Source organism: Kitasatospora sp. NE20-6 (genome assembly GCF_045862635.1).
The window spans coordinates 1-17,517 of record NZ_BPRL01000085.1; the positions used below are offsets into that span (position 1 = coordinate 1).

The 17,517-nt window shown below is 69.9% G+C and carries 15 protein-coding genes; 5 read left to right on the forward strand and 10 right to left on the reverse strand.

Annotation, left to right across the window (positions count from 1 at the left end):
* The 5 genes from SNE206_RS36345 to SNE206_RS36365 form a co-directional block, all read right to left on the reverse strand.
* Positions 1 to 241, reverse strand: a 241-nt coding sequence (locus SNE206_RS36345; RefSeq protein ID WP_407917855.1) for a family 1 glycosylhydrolase, incomplete at its 3' end; no start/stop codon positions are given.
* Between the two features lie 56 nt (positions 242 to 297).
* Positions 298 to 1,257 (reverse strand): carbohydrate ABC transporter permease, encoded by a 960-nt coding sequence (locus SNE206_RS36350; RefSeq protein ID WP_407917856.1) that lies wholly within the window; start codon positions 1,255 to 1,257, stop codon positions 298 to 300.
* 20 nt (positions 1,258 to 1,277) lie between these two features.
* Positions 1,278 to 2,270 carry a carbohydrate ABC transporter permease gene (locus tag SNE206_RS36355; RefSeq protein WP_407917889.1) on the reverse strand — a complete coding sequence of 331 codons (993 nt, stop codon included), beginning with the start codon at positions 2,268 to 2,270 and terminating at the stop codon, positions 1,278 to 1,280.
* Between the two features lie 177 nt (positions 2,271 to 2,447).
* Positions 2,448 to 3,752 carry an ABC transporter substrate-binding protein gene (locus SNE206_RS36360; RefSeq protein ID WP_407917857.1) on the reverse strand — a complete coding sequence of 435 codons (1,305 nt, stop codon included), beginning with the start codon at positions 3,750 to 3,752 and terminating at the stop codon, positions 2,448 to 2,450.
* A 296-nt stretch (positions 3,753 to 4,048) separates the two neighbouring features.
* Positions 4,049 to 5,062 carry a LacI family DNA-binding transcriptional regulator gene (locus tag SNE206_RS36365; protein ID WP_407917858.1) on the reverse strand — a complete coding sequence of 338 codons (1,014 nt, stop codon included), beginning with the start codon at positions 5,060 to 5,062 and terminating at the stop codon, positions 4,049 to 4,051.
* 375 nt (positions 5,063 to 5,437) lie between these two features.
* Between SNE206_RS36365 and SNE206_RS36370 the strand changes: the two genes are divergently transcribed.
* On the forward strand, positions 5,438 to 6,724 hold the full coding sequence (locus tag SNE206_RS36370) for a glycoside hydrolase family 6 protein (RefSeq protein ID WP_407917859.1): 1,287 nt from the start codon (positions 5,438 to 5,440) through the stop codon (positions 6,722 to 6,724).
* A 512-nt stretch (positions 6,725 to 7,236) separates the two neighbouring features.
* Here SNE206_RS36370 and SNE206_RS36375 read toward each other — a convergent pair.
* Positions 7,237 to 7,698, reverse strand: coding sequence for a MarR family winged helix-turn-helix transcriptional regulator (locus SNE206_RS36375; RefSeq protein WP_407917890.1), 462 nt, complete (start codon positions 7,696 to 7,698; stop codon positions 7,237 to 7,239).
* 67 nt (positions 7,699 to 7,765) lie between these two features.
* On the opposite strand from SNE206_RS36375, the gene SNE206_RS36380 reads away from it, so the two are divergent.
* The gene (locus tag SNE206_RS36380) at positions 7,766 to 8,653 is read left to right on the forward strand and encodes an alpha/beta fold hydrolase (RefSeq protein WP_407917860.1); all 888 of its coding nucleotides are present in this window, start codon (positions 7,766 to 7,768) and stop codon (positions 8,651 to 8,653) included.
* A gap of 315 nt (positions 8,654 to 8,968) precedes the next feature.
* Here SNE206_RS36380 and SNE206_RS36385 read toward each other — a convergent pair whose 3' ends face one another.
* The 4 genes from SNE206_RS36385 to SNE206_RS36400 all read right to left on the reverse strand — a co-directional run bounded on the left by SNE206_RS36385 (position 8,969) and on the right by SNE206_RS36400 (position 13,434).
* Positions 8,969 to 10,189, reverse strand: a complete 1,221-nt coding sequence (locus tag SNE206_RS36385) for an ROK family protein (protein WP_407917861.1) — start codon at positions 10,187 to 10,189, stop codon at positions 8,969 to 8,971.
* Between the two features lie 13 nt (positions 10,190 to 10,202).
* Entirely contained in the window at positions 10,203 to 11,480 is a 1,278-nt protein-coding gene (locus SNE206_RS36390) for a sugar ABC transporter permease (protein ID WP_407917862.1), read from the reverse strand.
* Complete coding sequence (locus SNE206_RS36395; protein ID WP_407917863.1) at positions 11,477 to 12,256, reverse strand: ATP-binding cassette domain-containing protein; 780 nt, start codon at positions 12,254 to 12,256, stop codon at positions 11,477 to 11,479. The genes SNE206_RS36390 and SNE206_RS36395 overlap by 4 nt, the downstream gene beginning before the upstream one ends.
* A gap of 80 nt (positions 12,257 to 12,336) precedes the next feature.
* Positions 12,337 to 13,434 (reverse strand): sugar ABC transporter substrate-binding protein, encoded by a 1,098-nt coding sequence (locus SNE206_RS36400; protein WP_407917864.1) that lies wholly within the window; start codon positions 13,432 to 13,434, stop codon positions 12,337 to 12,339.
* An 848-nt stretch (positions 13,435 to 14,282) separates the two neighbouring features.
* On the opposite strand from SNE206_RS36400, the gene SNE206_RS36405 reads away from it, so the two are divergent.
* From SNE206_RS36405 to SNE206_RS36415, 3 genes are all read left to right on the forward strand, one after another.
* Complete coding sequence (locus SNE206_RS36405; RefSeq protein WP_407917865.1) at positions 14,283 to 15,578, forward strand: extracellular solute-binding protein; 1,296 nt, start codon at positions 14,283 to 14,285, stop codon at positions 15,576 to 15,578.
* A 143-nt stretch (positions 15,579 to 15,721) separates the two neighbouring features.
* On the forward strand, positions 15,722 to 16,615 hold the full coding sequence (locus tag SNE206_RS36410; RefSeq protein ID WP_407917866.1) for a carbohydrate ABC transporter permease: 894 nt from the start codon (positions 15,722 to 15,724) through the stop codon (positions 16,613 to 16,615).
* Positions 16,612 to 17,514: a carbohydrate ABC transporter permease gene (locus tag SNE206_RS36415; protein ID WP_407917867.1), complete on the forward strand. Its 903-nt coding sequence runs from the start codon at positions 16,612 to 16,614 to the stop codon at positions 17,512 to 17,514. The genes SNE206_RS36410 and SNE206_RS36415 overlap by 4 nt, the downstream gene beginning before the upstream one ends.
* The last annotated feature ends 3 nt before the right edge of the window (positions 17,515 to 17,517 follow it).

Sequence of the window (17,517 nt, forward strand, 5' to 3'; positions counted from 1 at the left end):
CGAGGTCGGCCATCATCCGCACGTCCTCGCGGAAGCGGTGGTAGTGGTCGACCGCGGTGTCGCCGGTGTCGCCGTTCGCGACCTTGCCCGGGGTGTGGCTGAAGGTGTCCCAGATCGACGGGGTGCGGCCGCCTTCGGCGACGGCGCCCTCGATCTGGTACGCGGCGGTGGCCGCACCCCAGGCGAATCCCGGCGGGAAGGCGTGTCGCACGGAACGGGGGTGGGTCGAGACCATGGTCATGGCGGGTGTTCTCCCAAGGGGTGTGGCGGGCGTGCGGGCGGCGGCGGGCTGGCCGGTCAGCCCTTGAGTGCGCCCTGGGTGATGCCGCCGACGATCTGGCGGCCGAAGACGGTGAAGACCACGAGCAGGGGCAGGGTGCCCACGAGGGCTCCGGCGGTGATGATCGACCAGTCGGTGGACCAGCCGGTGCCGAGCCCGGCGAGGGCGACCTGGACGGTGGGGTTGGTGGAGCCGTTCATCGCGATGATCGGCCACAGGAAGTCGTTCCACGACTGGACGAACACCAGCATGCCCAGGACGGCCATGGCGGGCCGGGCGATGGGGACGACGACGTGCCACACGACGCGCAGCGAGTTCGCACCGTCGATCCGGGCGGCTTCCAGCAGTTCGGTGGGCAGGGCCTGTGTGAGGTACTGGCGCATGAAGAACACGCCGAACGCGGTGACCAGGGTGGGCAGGATGAGGGCGCCGAGCTGGTTGCTCAGTCCCAGGTGTTTCATCAGGATGAACAGCGGGACGATGCTGACCTGGGCGGGCACGGCCATGGTGGCGACGACGAGGACGAGCATGAGGCCGCGGCCGCGGAAGCGGAGCTTGGCGAAGGCGAACCCGGCCAGTACGGAGAACGCCACGGTGCTGAGTGCGACGGTGCCGGCGACCAGGGTCGAGTTGAGGAGTGCGACGCCCATGCCGCGTGCTCCGGCGTTGTTCCACACGTAGGAGATGTTGTGGAACAGGTTCCCGCCGGGCAGGAGCGGAGGAGGTGTGGAGACGACCCGGTGGCTGTCGGTGGAGGCCGCGACGAGGGTCCAGTACAGCGGGAACAGCGAGGCGAGGGCGACCAGGACGAGGATGGCCAGGGCGAGCGGGCCGGCCCGGTGCTGGTCGCCTGCGCCGGGGGAGCGCAGCCGTCGGCGGCGTGCGGTCCCCGGGCGGTCGGCCGGGCGGGGTGCTGTTCCCGCGGCACGGAGGGCGGAGGGGTCGTGGGCGGTGGAGGAGTCGGTGGCGGGAGTCATGGTCGTGTTGTCCTTCCCGCTCACGTGGTGGAGCGCAGGCGGCGGGCGATGAGCGTGTTGGCCAGGCCCACCAGCAGGAGCAGGCCGAACATCGTCCAGGCGATGGCCGAGGCGCGTCCGAGCATGCTGTGGTGGAAGCCCTGGTCGTACATGAGGATGCCGAGGGTCTCGTACTGGTGGTCCGCGCCGCCCTGGTGGCCGCTCTGGCCGCCGAACAGGTAGGGCTCGCCGAAGAGCTGGGTCGCTCCGATGGAGGAGACGACGGCGGTGAACAGGATGGTGGGACGGAGCTCGGGGATCGTGACGTGGCGGAACTGCTGCCAGCGGGTGGCGCCGTCGATGGCGGCGGCCTCGTACAGCTCGCGGGGGATCGCCTGCATGGCGGCGAGGTAGATCAGCGCGTTGTAGCCGGTCCACCGCCAGATGACGATCACGGAGACGGCGATCTGCGAGCTCCAGGCGCCGGCCTCCCAGGCGATCGGGCCGATTCCCACCAGCCCGAGCATCCAGTTGGCCATGCCTCCCTCGGGGCTGAAGATCAGGGCGAAGACGAGGGTCGCGGCTGCCACGGAGGTCGCGTACGGGGCGAGGAGCGCGGTGCGGAAGAAGCCGCGGGCCGGGAGGCGGTAGTTGAGCAGGTGCGCGAGGCCGAGGGCGATCAGCAGCTGCGGGACGGTGGACAGGACGCCGAGGGTGATCGTGTTGCGCAGGGCGTTCCAGAAGAAGTGGCTGGGTGGCCCGAACAGCAGGTCGCGGTAGTTCTGCAGGCCGACCCAGTCGGCCTGGTCCACGTTGTAGAGGCTGACCCGGTGCAGGGACAGCCAGCCGGTCCAGAGCAGCGGGAAGAGGCCGAAGGCGGCGAACACGACGAAGAAGGGGGCGACGAACAGGTAGGGCGAGCCCGCGTGGTCCCAGCGGTGCAGACGGCTGCGCAGGCCTGTCGGTTTTCTGGTGCGGGCCGGTGCGCCGGTGGGCGGGGAGTCGGCCGGTTCATCGGGGCGGGTGCGGGTCATGGTTGCCACAGAGGTTCCTCCGTGCCGTGTCGACGGCCGGGCGGGTCGTCACGTCGTTGCGGGATCGGGCTTGGCTTTGGCTGCCTGGGGGAGGGGCTTGGCTGCCTGGGGAGGGGCGCCGTACGGGCCGCAGGGCGGGGGAGGGCCGCCGCGCCGCCCGTACGGCGCGCGGGGGCGCTACTGGATGCTGCTCTCGATCTGCTTGAGGGTGGCGCCCCAGGCCTCGTCGGAGCTCTTGTGGTTCTGCTCCATCAGCAGCACGCCGTTGCTGAACGCCCCGTGCAGGTCGCCGTGGTGCGGGCCGGTCTCGGCCGGCTTGATGGCCTTGGCCGCGGTGGAGAAGATCTGCCCGGTGGGGGCCTTGGGTCCGATGTAGGGGTTGGTGAAGTCCGTGACGCCGGCGAGCGTGTAGGCCTTCTGGTTGGCGGGGATGTTGCCGACCTTCTGGAAGACCCTGGCCTGCTGCTCGGGGGCTGTGAGCCAGACGACCAGTTCCTGGGCTGCGGCGACGTGCTTGCCGGAGGCGGGCACCGCGAGGAAGGAGCCGCCCCAGTTGCCGGCGGCGGGGGCCTGCGCGATGTTCCACTTGCCCGTGTTGCCGGGGCCGGAGAACTTCTCGATGTTGGCCTGCTGCCAGGAGGGGCAGACGGTGGTGGCGAACGTGGAGTTGGAGAAGGCGGTCTGCCAGGGGGTGTCGAACTCCTTGAGTCCCTGGGTGGTACCGGCCCGGACCGCGTCGGTGGCCAGCTTCCAGCCGTCGCGGACGCCGGCGGAGTCCTTGTAGTCGATCTTGCCGTTCTTGTAGTACTGCTCGGGGCTGGAGGAGACCACGCCGTTGTAGAGGCCGGAGGCGGTGTCCATGAAGTAGGTGCCCTTGGGTGCCTTGGCCTGGAACTGGCGCCCGACCTCGACGTACTTGGCCCAGTCGCCGGCCCACAGGGCGCTGACGGCGGCGGGGTCGGCGGGCAGGCCGGCGGCCTGGAAGAGGTCCTGGCGGTAGCAGATCGCCATCGGGCCGACGTCGGTGCCCAGGCCGATGGTGGTGCCCTGGGCGGTGGTGGCCTGCTGCCACTTCCACGGCAGGTAGGCGTCCTTGTCGACACCCGGGGCCTTGGACAGGTCGCTGAAGGCGCTGCTGAGCTGGTCGGAGGTGGCCAGCGCGATCCGGCTCACCTCCAGCGCCTGGATGTCGTCGAGGCCGCCGCCCGACAGGCGGGTCTGCAGGGAGGTCCAGTAGTCGCCCTCCTGCGTGGTGGTGTTCTCCTTGATCGTGATGTTCGGGTGGGCCTTCGTGTACTCGTCGAAGAGCCCGGCCTCCTTGTAGCCGAACGTGCCGAAGTCGCCCACGCTCAGGGTGATCTTCGCGTTCGGGTCGTCCGAGCCCGAGCCGCCGGAGGAGGAGCATCCGGTGGCCAGGAGCGTGGTGACGGCGGCGGCCGACACGAGGGCGGCGGTTCTGCGGGAGCGGCGGCGCATGGACATGGGTGATCTCCTGGATGGGGTGTGCGCGGTGCGCGGGGGTGCGTGCTTCGACGCCGGGAGGGGCACGGCGAGCGATCGCGGGGGGTCGGGGGCTCGGACGGAGGGAAGCCGAAAGGCCCGGCCCTGCCGTATGTGGGAGCGCTCCCAGGTGGATGAGGTCAAACCCTGCTGCCTCCGGCGGAGGCTGTCAAGAGGTTGTTCTGCCTGGTCAGCAGGCTTGCCTGCCCCCATGGAGGGCAGGCCGGATCACCGCACCGCGGACAGCGCGGCGCGGACGGCCGGAGGCCGGCGGTGGGTCAGGTGGAGTCGCGCCGGATCAGCGTGGTGGGCAGGATCAGCGGGCTCGGCTTCTCGCCCGCGATCAGCGCGAGAAGCATGCGGGTCATCTCCCGGCCGATGCTCTGTATGGGCTGTCGGACCGTGGTGAGGGCCGGCTCGGCGATCTCCGACGCCGTCAGGCCGTCGAAGCCGACCACGGCGATGTCCGCCGGGACGGACCGCCCCGCGCGGTGCAGTGCCCGCAGTGCGCCGACGGCCATGTTGTCGTTGGCGGCGAAGACCGCGTCCAGGTCGGGGGCGCGGGCGAGGAGGGACTCCATGGCGGCGATGCCGCTCCGCTCGGTGAAGTCGCCGGCGGCCTCCGCGTGGGGAGACAGGCCCGCCAGGGTCAGCGCCTCGGTGTAGCCGCGCCTGCGGGCCCGGCCGACGTCGGTGTCCAGCAGTCCGGTGATGGTGGCGATCCGGGTACGGCCGAGGGAGATCAGGTGGTCCGTCGCCTCCCTGGCGCCGCTCGCGTTGTCCACGTCCACGTAGTACGGGACCTGCCCGTGCAGCGGCTTGCCGCCGAACACGGCGGGGACGTCGGCCTCCAGGGCCAGCCGGGTCAGCGGATCGTCCCCGCGCAGGGACATCAGCATCACCCCGTCGACCGCCCTGGCCTGCAGCAGCTGTTTCACCCGGACCTGCCCGCGGGTGGAGGTGGCCAGGCACAGCACCAGGTGCAGGTCGGCCTCCTCCAGCACCGCGGCGACGCCGGCGATGACCTGCCCGTAGAACGGATCGGCGAGCACCGCCGGATCCTCCCCGGAGATGATCAGGCCCACCGCCCCCGCCTGCTGCGTCGCCAGAGCCCGGGCCGTGGGGTTGGGTATGTACCCGAGCTCCTTGATCGCGCGCTGGACGGCGTCGCGCTTGCCCCGGCTCACGTTGGGGGCGTTGTTCAACGCTCTCGACGCCGCGGTGCGGGAGACACCAGCACGCTCGGCGACCTCGTCCAAGGTCGGCCGTCGGCGCGTCGGCTCGTCCGTCATCCTCGTTCACCTCGATCTCGATGCCCTTGCACAGTATCGCGTTCCACGCTCGGCCATATGGAAGCGCTTCCAGTTCGAACTGTACAGCGCGCCGATGTTCATGTGAAGAGTGGGCTGATGCAAGCGTATTGACATAGGTGGAACTGCGACTTCACGATGTGGTCCCGGCAGGATTGCATCGCCCGCAGCATGGAAGCGCTTCCGTTCATGGGCAGCGCGCGTGGACCCTGTGTCCCCTGCCTCGGGATTTCCGCCCCGCGGCGCCTGCCCTGCACGCGGTCCCGGCTGCCGTGCGCGCGGTCCCGGCTGCCGTGCACGCGGTCCCGGCCGCCATGCCCTGCCCACCCCGTCGCCCCGACAAGGAGACGTTTCGTCATGACATCCGTGAGAACGAGCCGTTGGCTCGCCCCACTGGCCTGTGCGGTCCTGGCCGGCGCAGGCCTCACCGGAGGAGCCGCGGCTGCACCGGTACCGGCGGCCGGCCACGCCCTGCCGCACGACACCCGCTTCTACGTCGACCCGGACGCCGGAGCCGCCCGGCAGGCAGTGACCGACCTCAAGGCCGGCCACACCGCCGACGCGGCCCGGATGGCCATGCTCGCCACCTGGCCCCAGGCGATCTGGCTGGACAACGGCACCCCGGCCGAGGTCGGGGCCCGGGTGAAGAAGATCATGCAGAAGGCGCAGGCCGGCCGCACCGTCCCGGTCCTGGTCCTCTACAACGTCACCGGCCGCGACTGCAGCTTCTACTCCAGCGGCGGCGCCGACACCTCCGAGGAGTACCGCGCCTGGGTCAAGGCCGTGGCCGACGGCATCGGCACCGGCAAGGCCGTCGTCATCGTCGAACCGGACGGGCTGGCCCTGCTGCCCCGCGACTGCGACGCGACCACCGACCCCACCGGCACACTCACCACCGCCCGCATCGCCGACATCCGGGCGGCCGTCACCACCCTGGAGGCCAGGCCGGGCACCTCCGTCTACCTCGACGCCGGCAGCAGCAACTGGCGCCCCGTCGGCGACATCGCCCAGCGGCTGCTCGACGCCGGACTGGAGCAGAGCCAGGGCCTCGCCCTCAACGTCTCCAACTACCAGCCCACCGACCAGCTCAACCGCTACGGCACCTGGGTCTCCAAGTGCGTCTGGTTCGCCACCAAGGGCCCGGACTGGGCCCGCGGCCACACCGACCGGTGCGCCAACCAGTACTACTCCGCGGCCGCACCCAACGACGGCCTGCCCGGCAACGCCGTCGACTTCTTCGACCCCACCACCTGGCGCTGGACCGACGCCTGGTTCGACCAGAACGTCGGCACCCCGGCCGCCGACCAGCTCACCCACTACGTCCTCGACAACAGCCGCAACGGCCTCGGCGCGTGGATCCCGCCGGCCGGCAAGTACACCGACGCCGAACACTGGTGCAACGCCCCCGGCCGCGGCATCGGCGTCCGCCCCACCGCCGACACCGGCACGCCCCTGGCCGACGCCTACCTCTACGTCAAGACCATCGGCGAGTCCGACGGCACCTGCCACCGAGGCACCCCCGGACCGGGCGACCCCGAGTACGGCGGCGTCGAGGACCCGGCGGCCGGCGCCTGGTGGCCCGACTTCGCCCACACCCTGGCCCGCAACGCCAACCCGTCCCTGACCTTCAACCTGCCCCGCTGACCCGCCGCCCGCGGCGGCGCGCCACACAGCCCGCCGCGGGCACGGACCCGCATCCGGCACAAGCCCCCACGGCCCGCTGGCACCCGGCCACCGCTCCGCCACCCCACGAGGAGTTCGGATCGACCCGGAGGTTCCTGGTGCCCGCGCTCTACGACTTCGCCACCTGGGAGCCTCTGGTGCGGCTGCTGCGGACCGTTCATGCGGAGACTCTTGCGGTGCCGGGCGGCTACGTGGCGGGGGACATCGGCCGCCACTCATCGAGCGTGCCCGTGCGACGGCGGCGGGCCCAGCGGGCCAGGATCGCGGGGACCGCGAACTCGACGACCTCTTCCTCTGTCGGATGGGCGTGCGCGGTTGCTCGTGGTCTTCCCCTCGGGTGCTCCGGACCGTGGTGTGCGGTGGGCGAGTACTGCTGTGCCGAGTGCTGCTGTGCCGGGTGACGCCGTGTCGGCGCGGATGCCTGGCGGGCGGTGCGGTGCGGCTGGTGAAGTCCCGACCGGGATGGCGCCCTGCTACGGGTGGGTCTGCGACCGGGGGCCCTTGGGGGTGCCGGCGGGAGCGGCGGCGTGGAGGGCTGCGGTCAGGTAGCGGTGGACGGTGTCCAGTTCGCCAGGGGTGAAGTCCTCGGCCGCCTCGACCAGGTCGGCGATGAGCGGGCCGAAGAAGGCCCAGCCCAGCTCGACGGCCTTCTGGTCCACCGTCAACAGGACCCGTCGCCGGTCGTGTTCGTCGCGCTTGCGACGGACCAGCCCCAGGCGCTCCAGCCGGTCGAGCAGGGCGGTGGTGCCCGCCGAGTTGAGCCGCAGCGCCTCACCGAGCCGTCCCGGGGTGACGGTGGCGCCCGCCCGCTCGGCGTCGAGCAGGCAGATGAGGGCCCGCAAGTCGGTCGGGTGCAGGCCGTTCTGCCCGGCGAACTCGGCTCCGCGCAGATCGAATTCCACGGCCACCGCGCGCAGGAGGTGAACCAGCCGCATCGCTGGGGGGATGTTATCGCTCACTCGGCTAGTATCTCGCCAAGCGAGAGAATCGGTCAACGAGACGATGCCCGAGGAGTTCACCGTGTCCGAATCCCAGGAGTTCTTCGCCGCCTACGACGCACTGCTCGCCCGCTGGCCCGCCGGCACCACCGAGATCGACGTTCCCACCCCGTACGGCACCACCCGCATCCATGCCTACGGGCCCGCCGATGCCACCCCGCTGCTCCTCCTGCACGGTGGCGGCTCCACCGGGGCAGTCTGGTTCGCCAACGCCCGGGCGCTCGGCACCCGTCATCGGGTGCTCGCCGTCGACATCCCCGGCGACGCCGGCCGCAGCATCCGTGAGGGACGCCCGCTGCGCACCACCGCCGACCTGATGGACTGGCTGGACGCGCTGCTCGACGGCCTCGGTGCATCCCGCGTGCACCTGCTGGGCCATTCCTACGGCGCCTGGATCGCCCTGACGTACGCCCTGCACGCCGCGCAGCGGGTCGACCGGCTGGTACTGCTCGACCCGACCCAGTGCTTCGCCGGCTACCGCCCCGCCTTCCTCCTGCGGTCGCTGCCGGTACTGGTCCGCCCGACGGTGACCCGCGCTCTCGCCTACCTGGACCGCGAGACGGCGGGCACGGACACCGACCCGGACTGGAAGCGGCTCTACGCTCTGGCGGTCTCGGGCTTCGCGGACCGGAAGCTGGTCGTCGGCCGTCGCCCGGACCCCACGACGCTGAGCGTCCCGATCCTGGTCCTTCTCGCCGGCCGCAGTGGCACCCACGACGCGGCGAAGGTCGCGGCCCGCGCCCGCAAGGCCGTACCGCACGCCCGGATCGAGACCCTCGCCGATCTCACCCACTTCGCGCTGCCCACCGCCGCGCCTGCAGAGACCAACCGCCGGATCACCGAATTCCTGACGGACGATCAGGAGAGCCGGGCCGCAACGGGTTCGGTCTGACGGGCGAGGTCGGTGAGTACGACGACGAGGTGTTCGGGCAGTCGTACCGGTGTGCCGAGCAACCGCACCTTGGAGGAGCGGAGTTGCCACCGCCCGCGGCGACGGCGTATAGGAGCGGCAACGGGTTCTCCTTCCAGCTTTCGTCTCGACAACCTCCGAGCTGCACAGGGATCCTGTCTTCATGCGGCGCCGGCGCCGGTGTCACCCGAACCGGAAATTCACGAACACCTGTGCGTATCCAAAGTTTCGTAGCGGGTCGGCGGGTCGGCGGACCACTTCTCAGGGGTGTTCACGTCGCGGGGCAAAGCCCGCAGGTCAGGCGAGAGGCGGACCCGGCACACGGCCCAGTGTCTCCAGCGGTCGCGACAGCAGTTCGGAGAAGGCGAGCTCGGCGGCACCGATCAGGACGGTGTCGTTGCCGAGTTCGCTGACACGCAGGCGCAGGTCCGCCCGGGACGCGGCGAGGGCGCTGGTGTTCACCCGGCTGCGGACCTGCGCTGCGGAGCCGAGGAAGACGTCGCGGAGGGTGCCGCCGAACACGATCAGGTCCGGATTGAGGAGGTTGACGAGGATGGCGACGCCGATGCCGAGCCAGTCCCCGACCTGGTGCAGTGCCGCACGAGCGTTGACATCGCCTCGGTCGGCGGCGGTGACCACCGCCCGCACCGCGTCGATTCCGGTGATGCGGCTGTCGCGGCCTGCGGCTTCCAGCAGGGCGCGCTCGCCCGCTTCGGCTTCCAGGCACCCGTGGGCGCCGCAGCCGCACTGCCGGCCCTGATGGGGGTTGACCGTGGTGTGGCCGATCTCGCCGGCGTATCCGTGCTGGCCGCGCAGGAGTTCGCCGTCGATGACGATGCCGGCGCCGATGCCGATCTCGCCGTGCAGGTAGACGAGGTTCCGGCTGCCGCGGCCGGCACCGCGCCGGTGTTCGGCGAGGGCGCCGAGGTTGGCCTCGTTGGCGACGAGGACGGGGGTTTCCAGGGGGAGCCTTCCGGCGAGCTCGGCGGCGAGATCGACGTCCTTCCAGCCCATGTTGGGGGTGAGCCCGACCAGTCCGTCGGGGTGGCGGATGACGCCGCGCACTGCCACGGCGACCCCGACGCAGGAACTGCCGACAGGAGCAGCGGTCAGCATCTGCTGGGCGTAGCCGGCCAGGATGTCGGCCACCTCTGCGGGGTCCTGCGGATGGTCCGGAGGCCAGGCGCATTCGCGCCGGTCCAGGAATACGCCGCCGAGGCCGATGAGTGCGGCTGTCAGGCGTTCCACGCCGATGTCCAGGGCCAGCACATGGGCGCGGGTTGGCTCGGGCCGGACCACGAGGGACGGGCGCCCGGCGCGGCCGGTCACCCTGGGCAGTTCTTCGTGGACCAGGCCTGCGGCGGTCAGGTCGTTGACCAGGGCCAGGATGGTGCTGCGGTTGAGACCTATCCGGGTTGCAAGGTCGGCTCGTGAAGTGGGTCCGCTGAGGTGGACGTGGCGTAGCAGGGCACCGAGGTTGTGCTGGCGGATCTCTTCCTGGGAGGGGCCAGCCTTCATCGGGGCGCGAACCTCATCGTTGGACGGAGCGGCGGCGGGACAGGGCGTCCACGCCGGCTGCCACCAGCAGGACCGAGCCCGTGACAGCGTACTTGACTCCGGAGGTGTAGCCCATGAGGCCCATGCCGTTCTGGATGACGGCGACGACCAGGCCGCCCAGGACGGCGTCCACGATGCGGCCGCGGCCGCCGAAGAGGCTGGTGCCTCCGATGACGGCGCTGCCGACGGCGAGGAGCAGGACGTTGCTGCCTCCGGTGTTGGGGTCCACGGAGTTCCCGCGGGATGCGGCGATGATGCCGCCGATGGACGCCAGGCAGGAGCAGATCACGAAGGAGGTGATGCGGATGAAGGAGACGTTGATCCCGGCGCGGCGGGCTGCTTCCGCGCTGCCGCCGACGGCGTAGATGTGCAGACCGAAGCCGGTCCGCTGCAGGGCGAACGTCCCCAGCAGGACGAGGACCCCGATGACGGGCACGACGATCGGGACGCCCTTGAGGGAGGCGACGACGATGTTGCGGCTGCGTTCCTCGTTGAGGAAGTACACGGCTGTACCGCCGAGGACGGTGATCGTGCCGATCCGCGCCGCCAGGAGGGCGGCCGGGATGCCGGGCAGACCTCGGTCGCGCCGGTCGCGGCTGCGGCGCAGTTGCAGGGCTGCGGACGCGATGACACAGCCGGCCAGCAGCGCCCAGCCGAGTGCGGGGCTCAGGTTGTCGTTGGCGATGGCCAGGATGGTCGGGTCCTGGACGGAGATGTTGGTGCCTTCCTTGAGCAGGATGAGCACGATGCCCTGGAACCCGAGGAACGCGGCCAGGGTCACGACGAAGGAGGGGATGCCGACTTTGGCGACGAGGGTGCCGATGAGGAGACCGATGGCTGCGCCGGTGAGCATGGCGGCGGGCACCGCGGCGTACCAGGGCCATCCGTGGTTGGTCAGCAAGATGGCCAGCACGGCGGCGCAGACGCCGCTGGCGTAGCCGGCCGACAGGTCGATTTCGCCGAGGAGCAGGACGAAGACCAGACCCATGGCGATGGCGATGCTGCCGGCGCTCTGGGTGAGGAGATTGGCGAAGTTCAGGTTGGACAGGAAGACGGGGCGGAGGACGGCGAAGAACACGCACAGGACGACCAGGCCGCCGACGGCGGGCAGGGCGCCGAGTTCGCCTCCGCGCAGTCGCTCCAGGTAGGTGCGGGTGATGTCGCTCAGTGTGGGGGCGGGTGGGTGTGCGTCCGCGGTGCGGGCGGGCCGGTTGGGCCTGTCGGGCTTTCGGGGTGCGATGGCGGCGCTCATGCGGCGGCTCCCTTGGAGGTGGTGGTGATGCCCAGATCACCGCTGCGGCCGGAGGTGATCAGTTCGACGACTTGGGCGTGTGTCACGTCCGAGGTCCTGACCTGGGCCGCCATGCGCCCCAGGTAGAGGGCGGCTATTCGATCGGAGACCGCGAAGACGTCGTTCATGTTGTGCGAGATGAGGACGACGGCCAGGCCGTTGTCGGCGAGCCGTCGCACCAGTTCGAGGACCTGTGCGGTCTGGGCGACGCCGAGGGCGGCGGTGGGCTCGTCGAGGATGACGAGCTTGCTGTTCCACAGCACGGCTTTGGCGATGGCGACGGTCTGACGCTGGCCGCCGGAGAGGCTGGAGACCTTCTGGCGCAGGGACTTGACCGTGCGTACGGACAGTCCCTTGAGCGTCGCAGCCGCCATTTCCTCCATGGTCGAGTCGTCCAGGACCAGGCCGCGGCGTATCTCGCGTCCGAGGAACATGTTCTGGACGATGTCGAGGTTGTCGCACAGCGCGAGGTCCTGGTAGACGATCTCCACGCCGAGGGCGGCGGCGTCGCGCGGGCTGTGCACCTGGACCGGGCTGCCTTCGAACAGGTAGTCCCCGGCGTCGATGGCGTGGATCCCGCCGATGCACTTGACGAGGGTCGACTTGCCGGCGCCGTTGTCACCGACGAGGGCGGTGACCTCGCCCGTGTATGCGCTGAGGGCGACGTCGTGCAGGACCTGGACAGGGCCGAAGCTCTTGTCGATCCCGCGCAGTTCCAGAATCGGTGGCTGTGTCATGGGGGGCTCCTGGGAATCGGTCGTACGTGGGCCCCATTCGCTGCGAGGCCGGGGCCCACGGTGTGCGGCCGGGCGCCGGGTTACTTGATGCCGGCAGCCGTGCACAGGGCGGCGTAAGTGCCGGTGCACAGATCGGTCTTGGTGACGAAGCCGTCGTTGACGACGTCCGGGACGTTGTTCTTGAAGATGGCCACCGGTGTCAGGAGCGTCGCCGGGACGTCGCGGTTGCCGACCGGGTCGTGGACGGTGCTGCTGGTCTGGCCCTTCTTGCCGTGGGCGAGGTCGATCGCGAGCGCGGCCGCCGCGTCGGCCTCCTTCTTCACGGCCTTGTAGACGGTCATGCACTGGTCGCCGGCGAGGATGTTCTGCAGGCCCTGCACGGTGGCGTCCTGACCGGTGACGGGGACCTGTCCGTTGCGGTGGTTCTTGCGCAGGACGGCGATGGCCGCGTTGGCGAGGCCGTCGTTGGCCGCGAGCACGCCGGCGATGTCCGGCTTGCTGGTGAACATCTGCTCGAAGATGGTCCCGGCCTGGGCGTTGTCCCAGTCGGGCACCGGCTGGTTGGGGCCCTTGGCATACTCGCCCGAGGCGTACTTGGGGTCCAGGACGCTGTTGTAGCCGTTGGCGAAGAGCGTGGCGTTGTTGTCCGTCGGTGACCCGTTGAGCTCGGCGACGACGGGCGTCTTGGCTCCCATGTCGCTCAGGCACTTCGCCAGGCCCTGCCCCTGCAGCTTGCCGACTTCGGTGTTGTCGAAGCTGACGTAGTGCTGGGCGGAGCCGCCCAGGGTGAGCCGGTCGTAGTCGATGGTGGCCACGCCCTGCGCCTTGGCCTTGTCGAGGACGGCCTTGCCTGTGCCGCTGTCGAGGTTCACGGTGATCAGCACGTTCACACCACTGGTGATCATCTGGTCGGCGATCGTCTGGAACGCCTGCTTGTCGCCCTCGGCGTTCTGGATGTCGTAGTCCACGCCGGCCGCCTTGAAGGCCGCGGTGAGGTACGGCCGGTCCGCGGTCTCCCAGCGGACGGAGGACTTGCTGTCCGGGAGGATCACGCCGACCTTCGGCTTCTTGGTGCCGGCCGCATCGGCAGTGGTGGTCGAGGAGGAGCTTCCACAGGCGGTCACTGCGGTCAGGAGCGCCGCTGATGCGGAGGCGGCGACGAGGAGTCTCTTGCGCATGGGACTGGGTCCTTTCGGATGCGCCCGGTCCGGTGCCGGACGGGAGGGGGCCGAGGGGTGGGGCACCGGTGCGGTTGGCACCGTGCGGGGGCGAAACCCGTAGGCGCTGAATGTTGTGAGCGGCAACATACGTGCTGCGGAACGGCCCCGCCAGCCCCTCGGCGGACACCGCGTCGTAACAATCGGGTCACTGCATGCGGTCGCGCGCCCGGGCCCCGGTGATGCGTGTGCGGTGTCGAACGGGCCGGTGAACGCATGCCGCCAGGGCCGGCGGTCGGGCGGGCGGAGTGTCAGGCGGCGGGCCGGACGGGCGATGCGGGCCGGGATGTCGTCCGGGTGGGCCCGCAGGGTCGCGGTGGTGGCCCGGCGCGGAAGGAGCCGGCGAGGCGGGGACCCGGCGGCCTGGTGCCGCAGGCCTCAAGGGCGGCGAGGGGCGAAGCCGGGCGGCGCGATCGGTGGAGGGTGTCGAAATGTTTCGATGCCGACCTGGGGAGATCACCTACAACTTTCGGCGAATTCTCGGAAACTGGTCATTGACTGCCGCTCCGCGCCGAGCACATACTCTCCACCGGTCGACCCCCCCGTGACGCATACGACTCCGTGCACGGCCGTACCCGCCCACCCGGCACGCCCACACACGCATGCCCGGAGCCGGAAAGCAGGGGTTGCAGTGACCGGCACGGCTCCGCGCACGTGCCGAACCCTCACCCTCACCGTCACCCAGGCCGGCCCGCCGCCCGGACACCCGGATCGGCGCATGCACGAGACCCCTGCTGCCCAGCGCGCCATGACTTCGCGCGAACCATCTGCACCATTCCGGCAATGACGACAGAACAGGAAGTCCCACGATGACGAGGAAGACCCGCAGCGCGACGGCTGCCGCGCTCGGCTTGGCCATCGCACTCGCCGTCAGCGGCTGCGCCGGCGGCAGCGACGCCGACAGCGGCGGTTCGTCCGACGGCAAGGTCACGCTGACCCTCTGGGAGAACGCGCAGCCCGGGCCCGGCGCCGAGTACTGGAAGACCGCCGTGGCGGCGTACCAGTCGCTGCACCCGAACGTCACGATCAAGATCCAGGCGATCCAGAACGAGGACCTCGACGGCAAGCTGCAGACCGCCCTCAACTCGGACTCCGCCCCGGACATCTTCCTGCAGCGCGGCGGCGGCAAGATGCAGGCCATGGTCCAGGCCGGTCAGCTCCAGGCGCTGGACCTCACCGACACCGACAAGGCGAACGCGGGCGCGGCAGCCATCGCAGGCTATTCGATCGACGGCAAGGCCTACGCGATGCCGCTCGACACGCAGCCCGAGGGCATCTACTACAGCAAGGACCTGTTCAAGCAGGCCGGCATCGACTCGACGCCGACGACGATGGCCGAGCTGGAGGCCGATGTCGCGAAGCTGAAGGCGGCCGACGTCGCGCCGATCGCGGTCGGCGCCAAGGACGCCTGGCCGGCTGCGCACTGGTACTACAACTTCGCCGTGCGCGAGTGCAGCCAGGACACCATGAAGAGCGCCGCCAAGTCGCTCAAGTTCGACGACGCCTGCTGGACCAAGGCCGGCGACGACCTGGCTTCGTTCCTGAAGGTCGAACCCTTCCAGAAGGGTTTCCTGACGACCTCGGCCCAGCAGGGCGCCGGGTCGTCCGCGGGCATGCTCGCGAACCACAAGGCGGCCATGGAACTCATGGGCAACTGGGATCCCGGTGTGATCGGCAGCCTGACCAAGGACCAGAAGCCGCTCCCCGACCTGGGCTGGTTCCCCTTCCCCGCCGTGGACGGTGGCCAGGGCGACCCGACCGCCATCATGGGCGGCCTCGACGGATACTCGCTGTCCAAGAAGGCACCGAAGGAGGCCCTCGCCTTCCTCCAGTGGCTCGTGACCAAGGAGCAGCAGGAGGCCTACTCCAAGGCCTTCTTCACGATCCCGGTGAACAAGGGTGCCCAGGGGGTCGTCACCGACTCCTACAACGTCTCGGCACTGCAGGCCTTCAACAAGGCCGCCTACTCCGTGATGTTCCTCGACACCGAGTACGGCCAGAACGTCGGCAACGCCATGAACACCGCCGTCGTGAACCTGCTGGCCGGCAAGGGCAGCGCCGCCGACATCGCCAAGGACACCAACGCCGCGGCCGCGAAGGGCTGAGTAAGCAGACGATGAGCAACCCCCTGGGTACTGACACGGCCACCGGCCGCCGGTCGCAGGGCACGTCCGGAGTCGGGGGTGCGGCCGAGTCCGCGCCCCCGGCTCCGCCGCGAGCGGCTGCGCGCCGCCGCGGCCGTGCCAGGATGCGGCTCGAGATCGTGCTCCTGTCCGGACCGGCGATCATCATGTTCCTGGCGTTCGTGATCTTCCCGGTGGCGCTCGCCGCGTTCTACGGCTTCTACCGGTGGCACGGCTACGGGGCGCCCACGGACTGGGTCGGTCTGAACAACTACAAGCTGATCCTCACCGACCCCGCGTTCCAGCAGGTGCTGTGGCACACCGGCCTGGTCCTGGTGCTCTCACTGGTCATCCAGGGCCCGCTCGCGATCACCCTCGCGCTCCTGCTCAACCAGAAGATCCGCGGCCGCTCGATCATCCGCGTCCTGATCTTCGTGCCCTACGTCATCTCCGAGGTCATCGTCGGCACCGGCTGGAGCCTGATGCTCCAGAGCACCGGCGCCGTCAACGACCTGCTGCAGCACATCGGCCTGGGCTCCCTGCAGGCCGAATGGCTCTCCGACCCGAAGCTGGCCATCTGGACGCTGATGGGCATCATCTCGTGGAAGTACGTCGGGTTCGCGGTGATCCTGATGCTCGCCGGCCTGCAGTCGATCCCCGAGGAGCTCTTCGAGGCCGCTCAGATCGACGGCGCCTCCTACTGGCAGATCCAGCGCCGCATCACGCTGCCGCTGCTGGGGCCGACGATCCGCATCTGGGTGTTCCTGTCGATCATCGGCTCGCTGCAACTGTTCGATCTCGTCTACATCATCTGGGGGCCGTACGTTGCGGGCACCGCAGGCACCTCGACCATGGCGATCTACATGGTCGCCCAGGGCCGCAACGCGGGCAACTACGGTTACGGCAGCGCGATCGCGGTCGTGATGTTCCTGATCTCGCTCGTCGTCGCGCTGATCTACCAGCGCTTCGTCCTGCGCCGCGACCTCCAGGGTGCCGTCACCGAAGGAGCCGCCCGATGAGCGCGACGACCGCCAACTCCTGGTCCTCCTCCACCGGGGAGCCGAATGCGCCCGTCGGCCGTCGCGGCAATCGTGACAAGCCGCAGAAGTGGGGGAGTCCCTTCACCTACTTCGTCGCACTGCTCTTCATCGGGGCCTGCATCGCACCGGTGCTCCACATCGTGCTCGGTGGATTCCGCACCAACTCGCAGATCAGCACGAGCCCGGCCGCCCTGCCGCACCCCTGGGTCGTCGACAACTACATCAGCGTCCTGAAGTCGGTGACGTTCTGGGGCGAATTCGCCAACTCCGTCATCGTCGCGCTGGCGAGCACCGTCGGCACCGTCGTCCTCGGCCTGATGGTGAGCTTCGTGCTCGCACGCTACGACTTCAAACTCAAGGGCGCGATGTACTCCCTGTTCGCCGCCGGCCTGATGTTCCCGATGGTCATCGCGATCACCCCGCTCTACATCGTCGTCAAGGACCTCGGCCTCGTCGACAACCTGCTCGGCGTGATCGTCCCGCAGATCGCCTTCGGCCTGCCGACGACCGTCATCATCCTGGTGCCGTTCCTCAGGGCCATTCCGAACGAGATCGAGGAGGCCGCCGCGATCGACGGTACGAGCCGACTCGGATTCTTCTTCCGCATGGTGATCCCGCTGTCGCGCCCCGGTGTGGTGACGGTCGGCGTCCTCGGGTTCATCGGCAGCTGGAACAACTACGTCCTGCCCCTGTACATCCTGAACTCGCAGGCGAACTTCACCCTGCCGCTCGGCGTCCAGGCCTTCTCCTCGCAGTACTCCGTGGACACGGCGAAGGTTCTCGCGTTCACCTCGCTCGCCATGCTGCCCGCTCTGGTCTTCTTCGCGATCTTCGAGAAGAAGATCGTGGGCGGTCTCACCGGCGCCGTGAAGGGCTGAAAC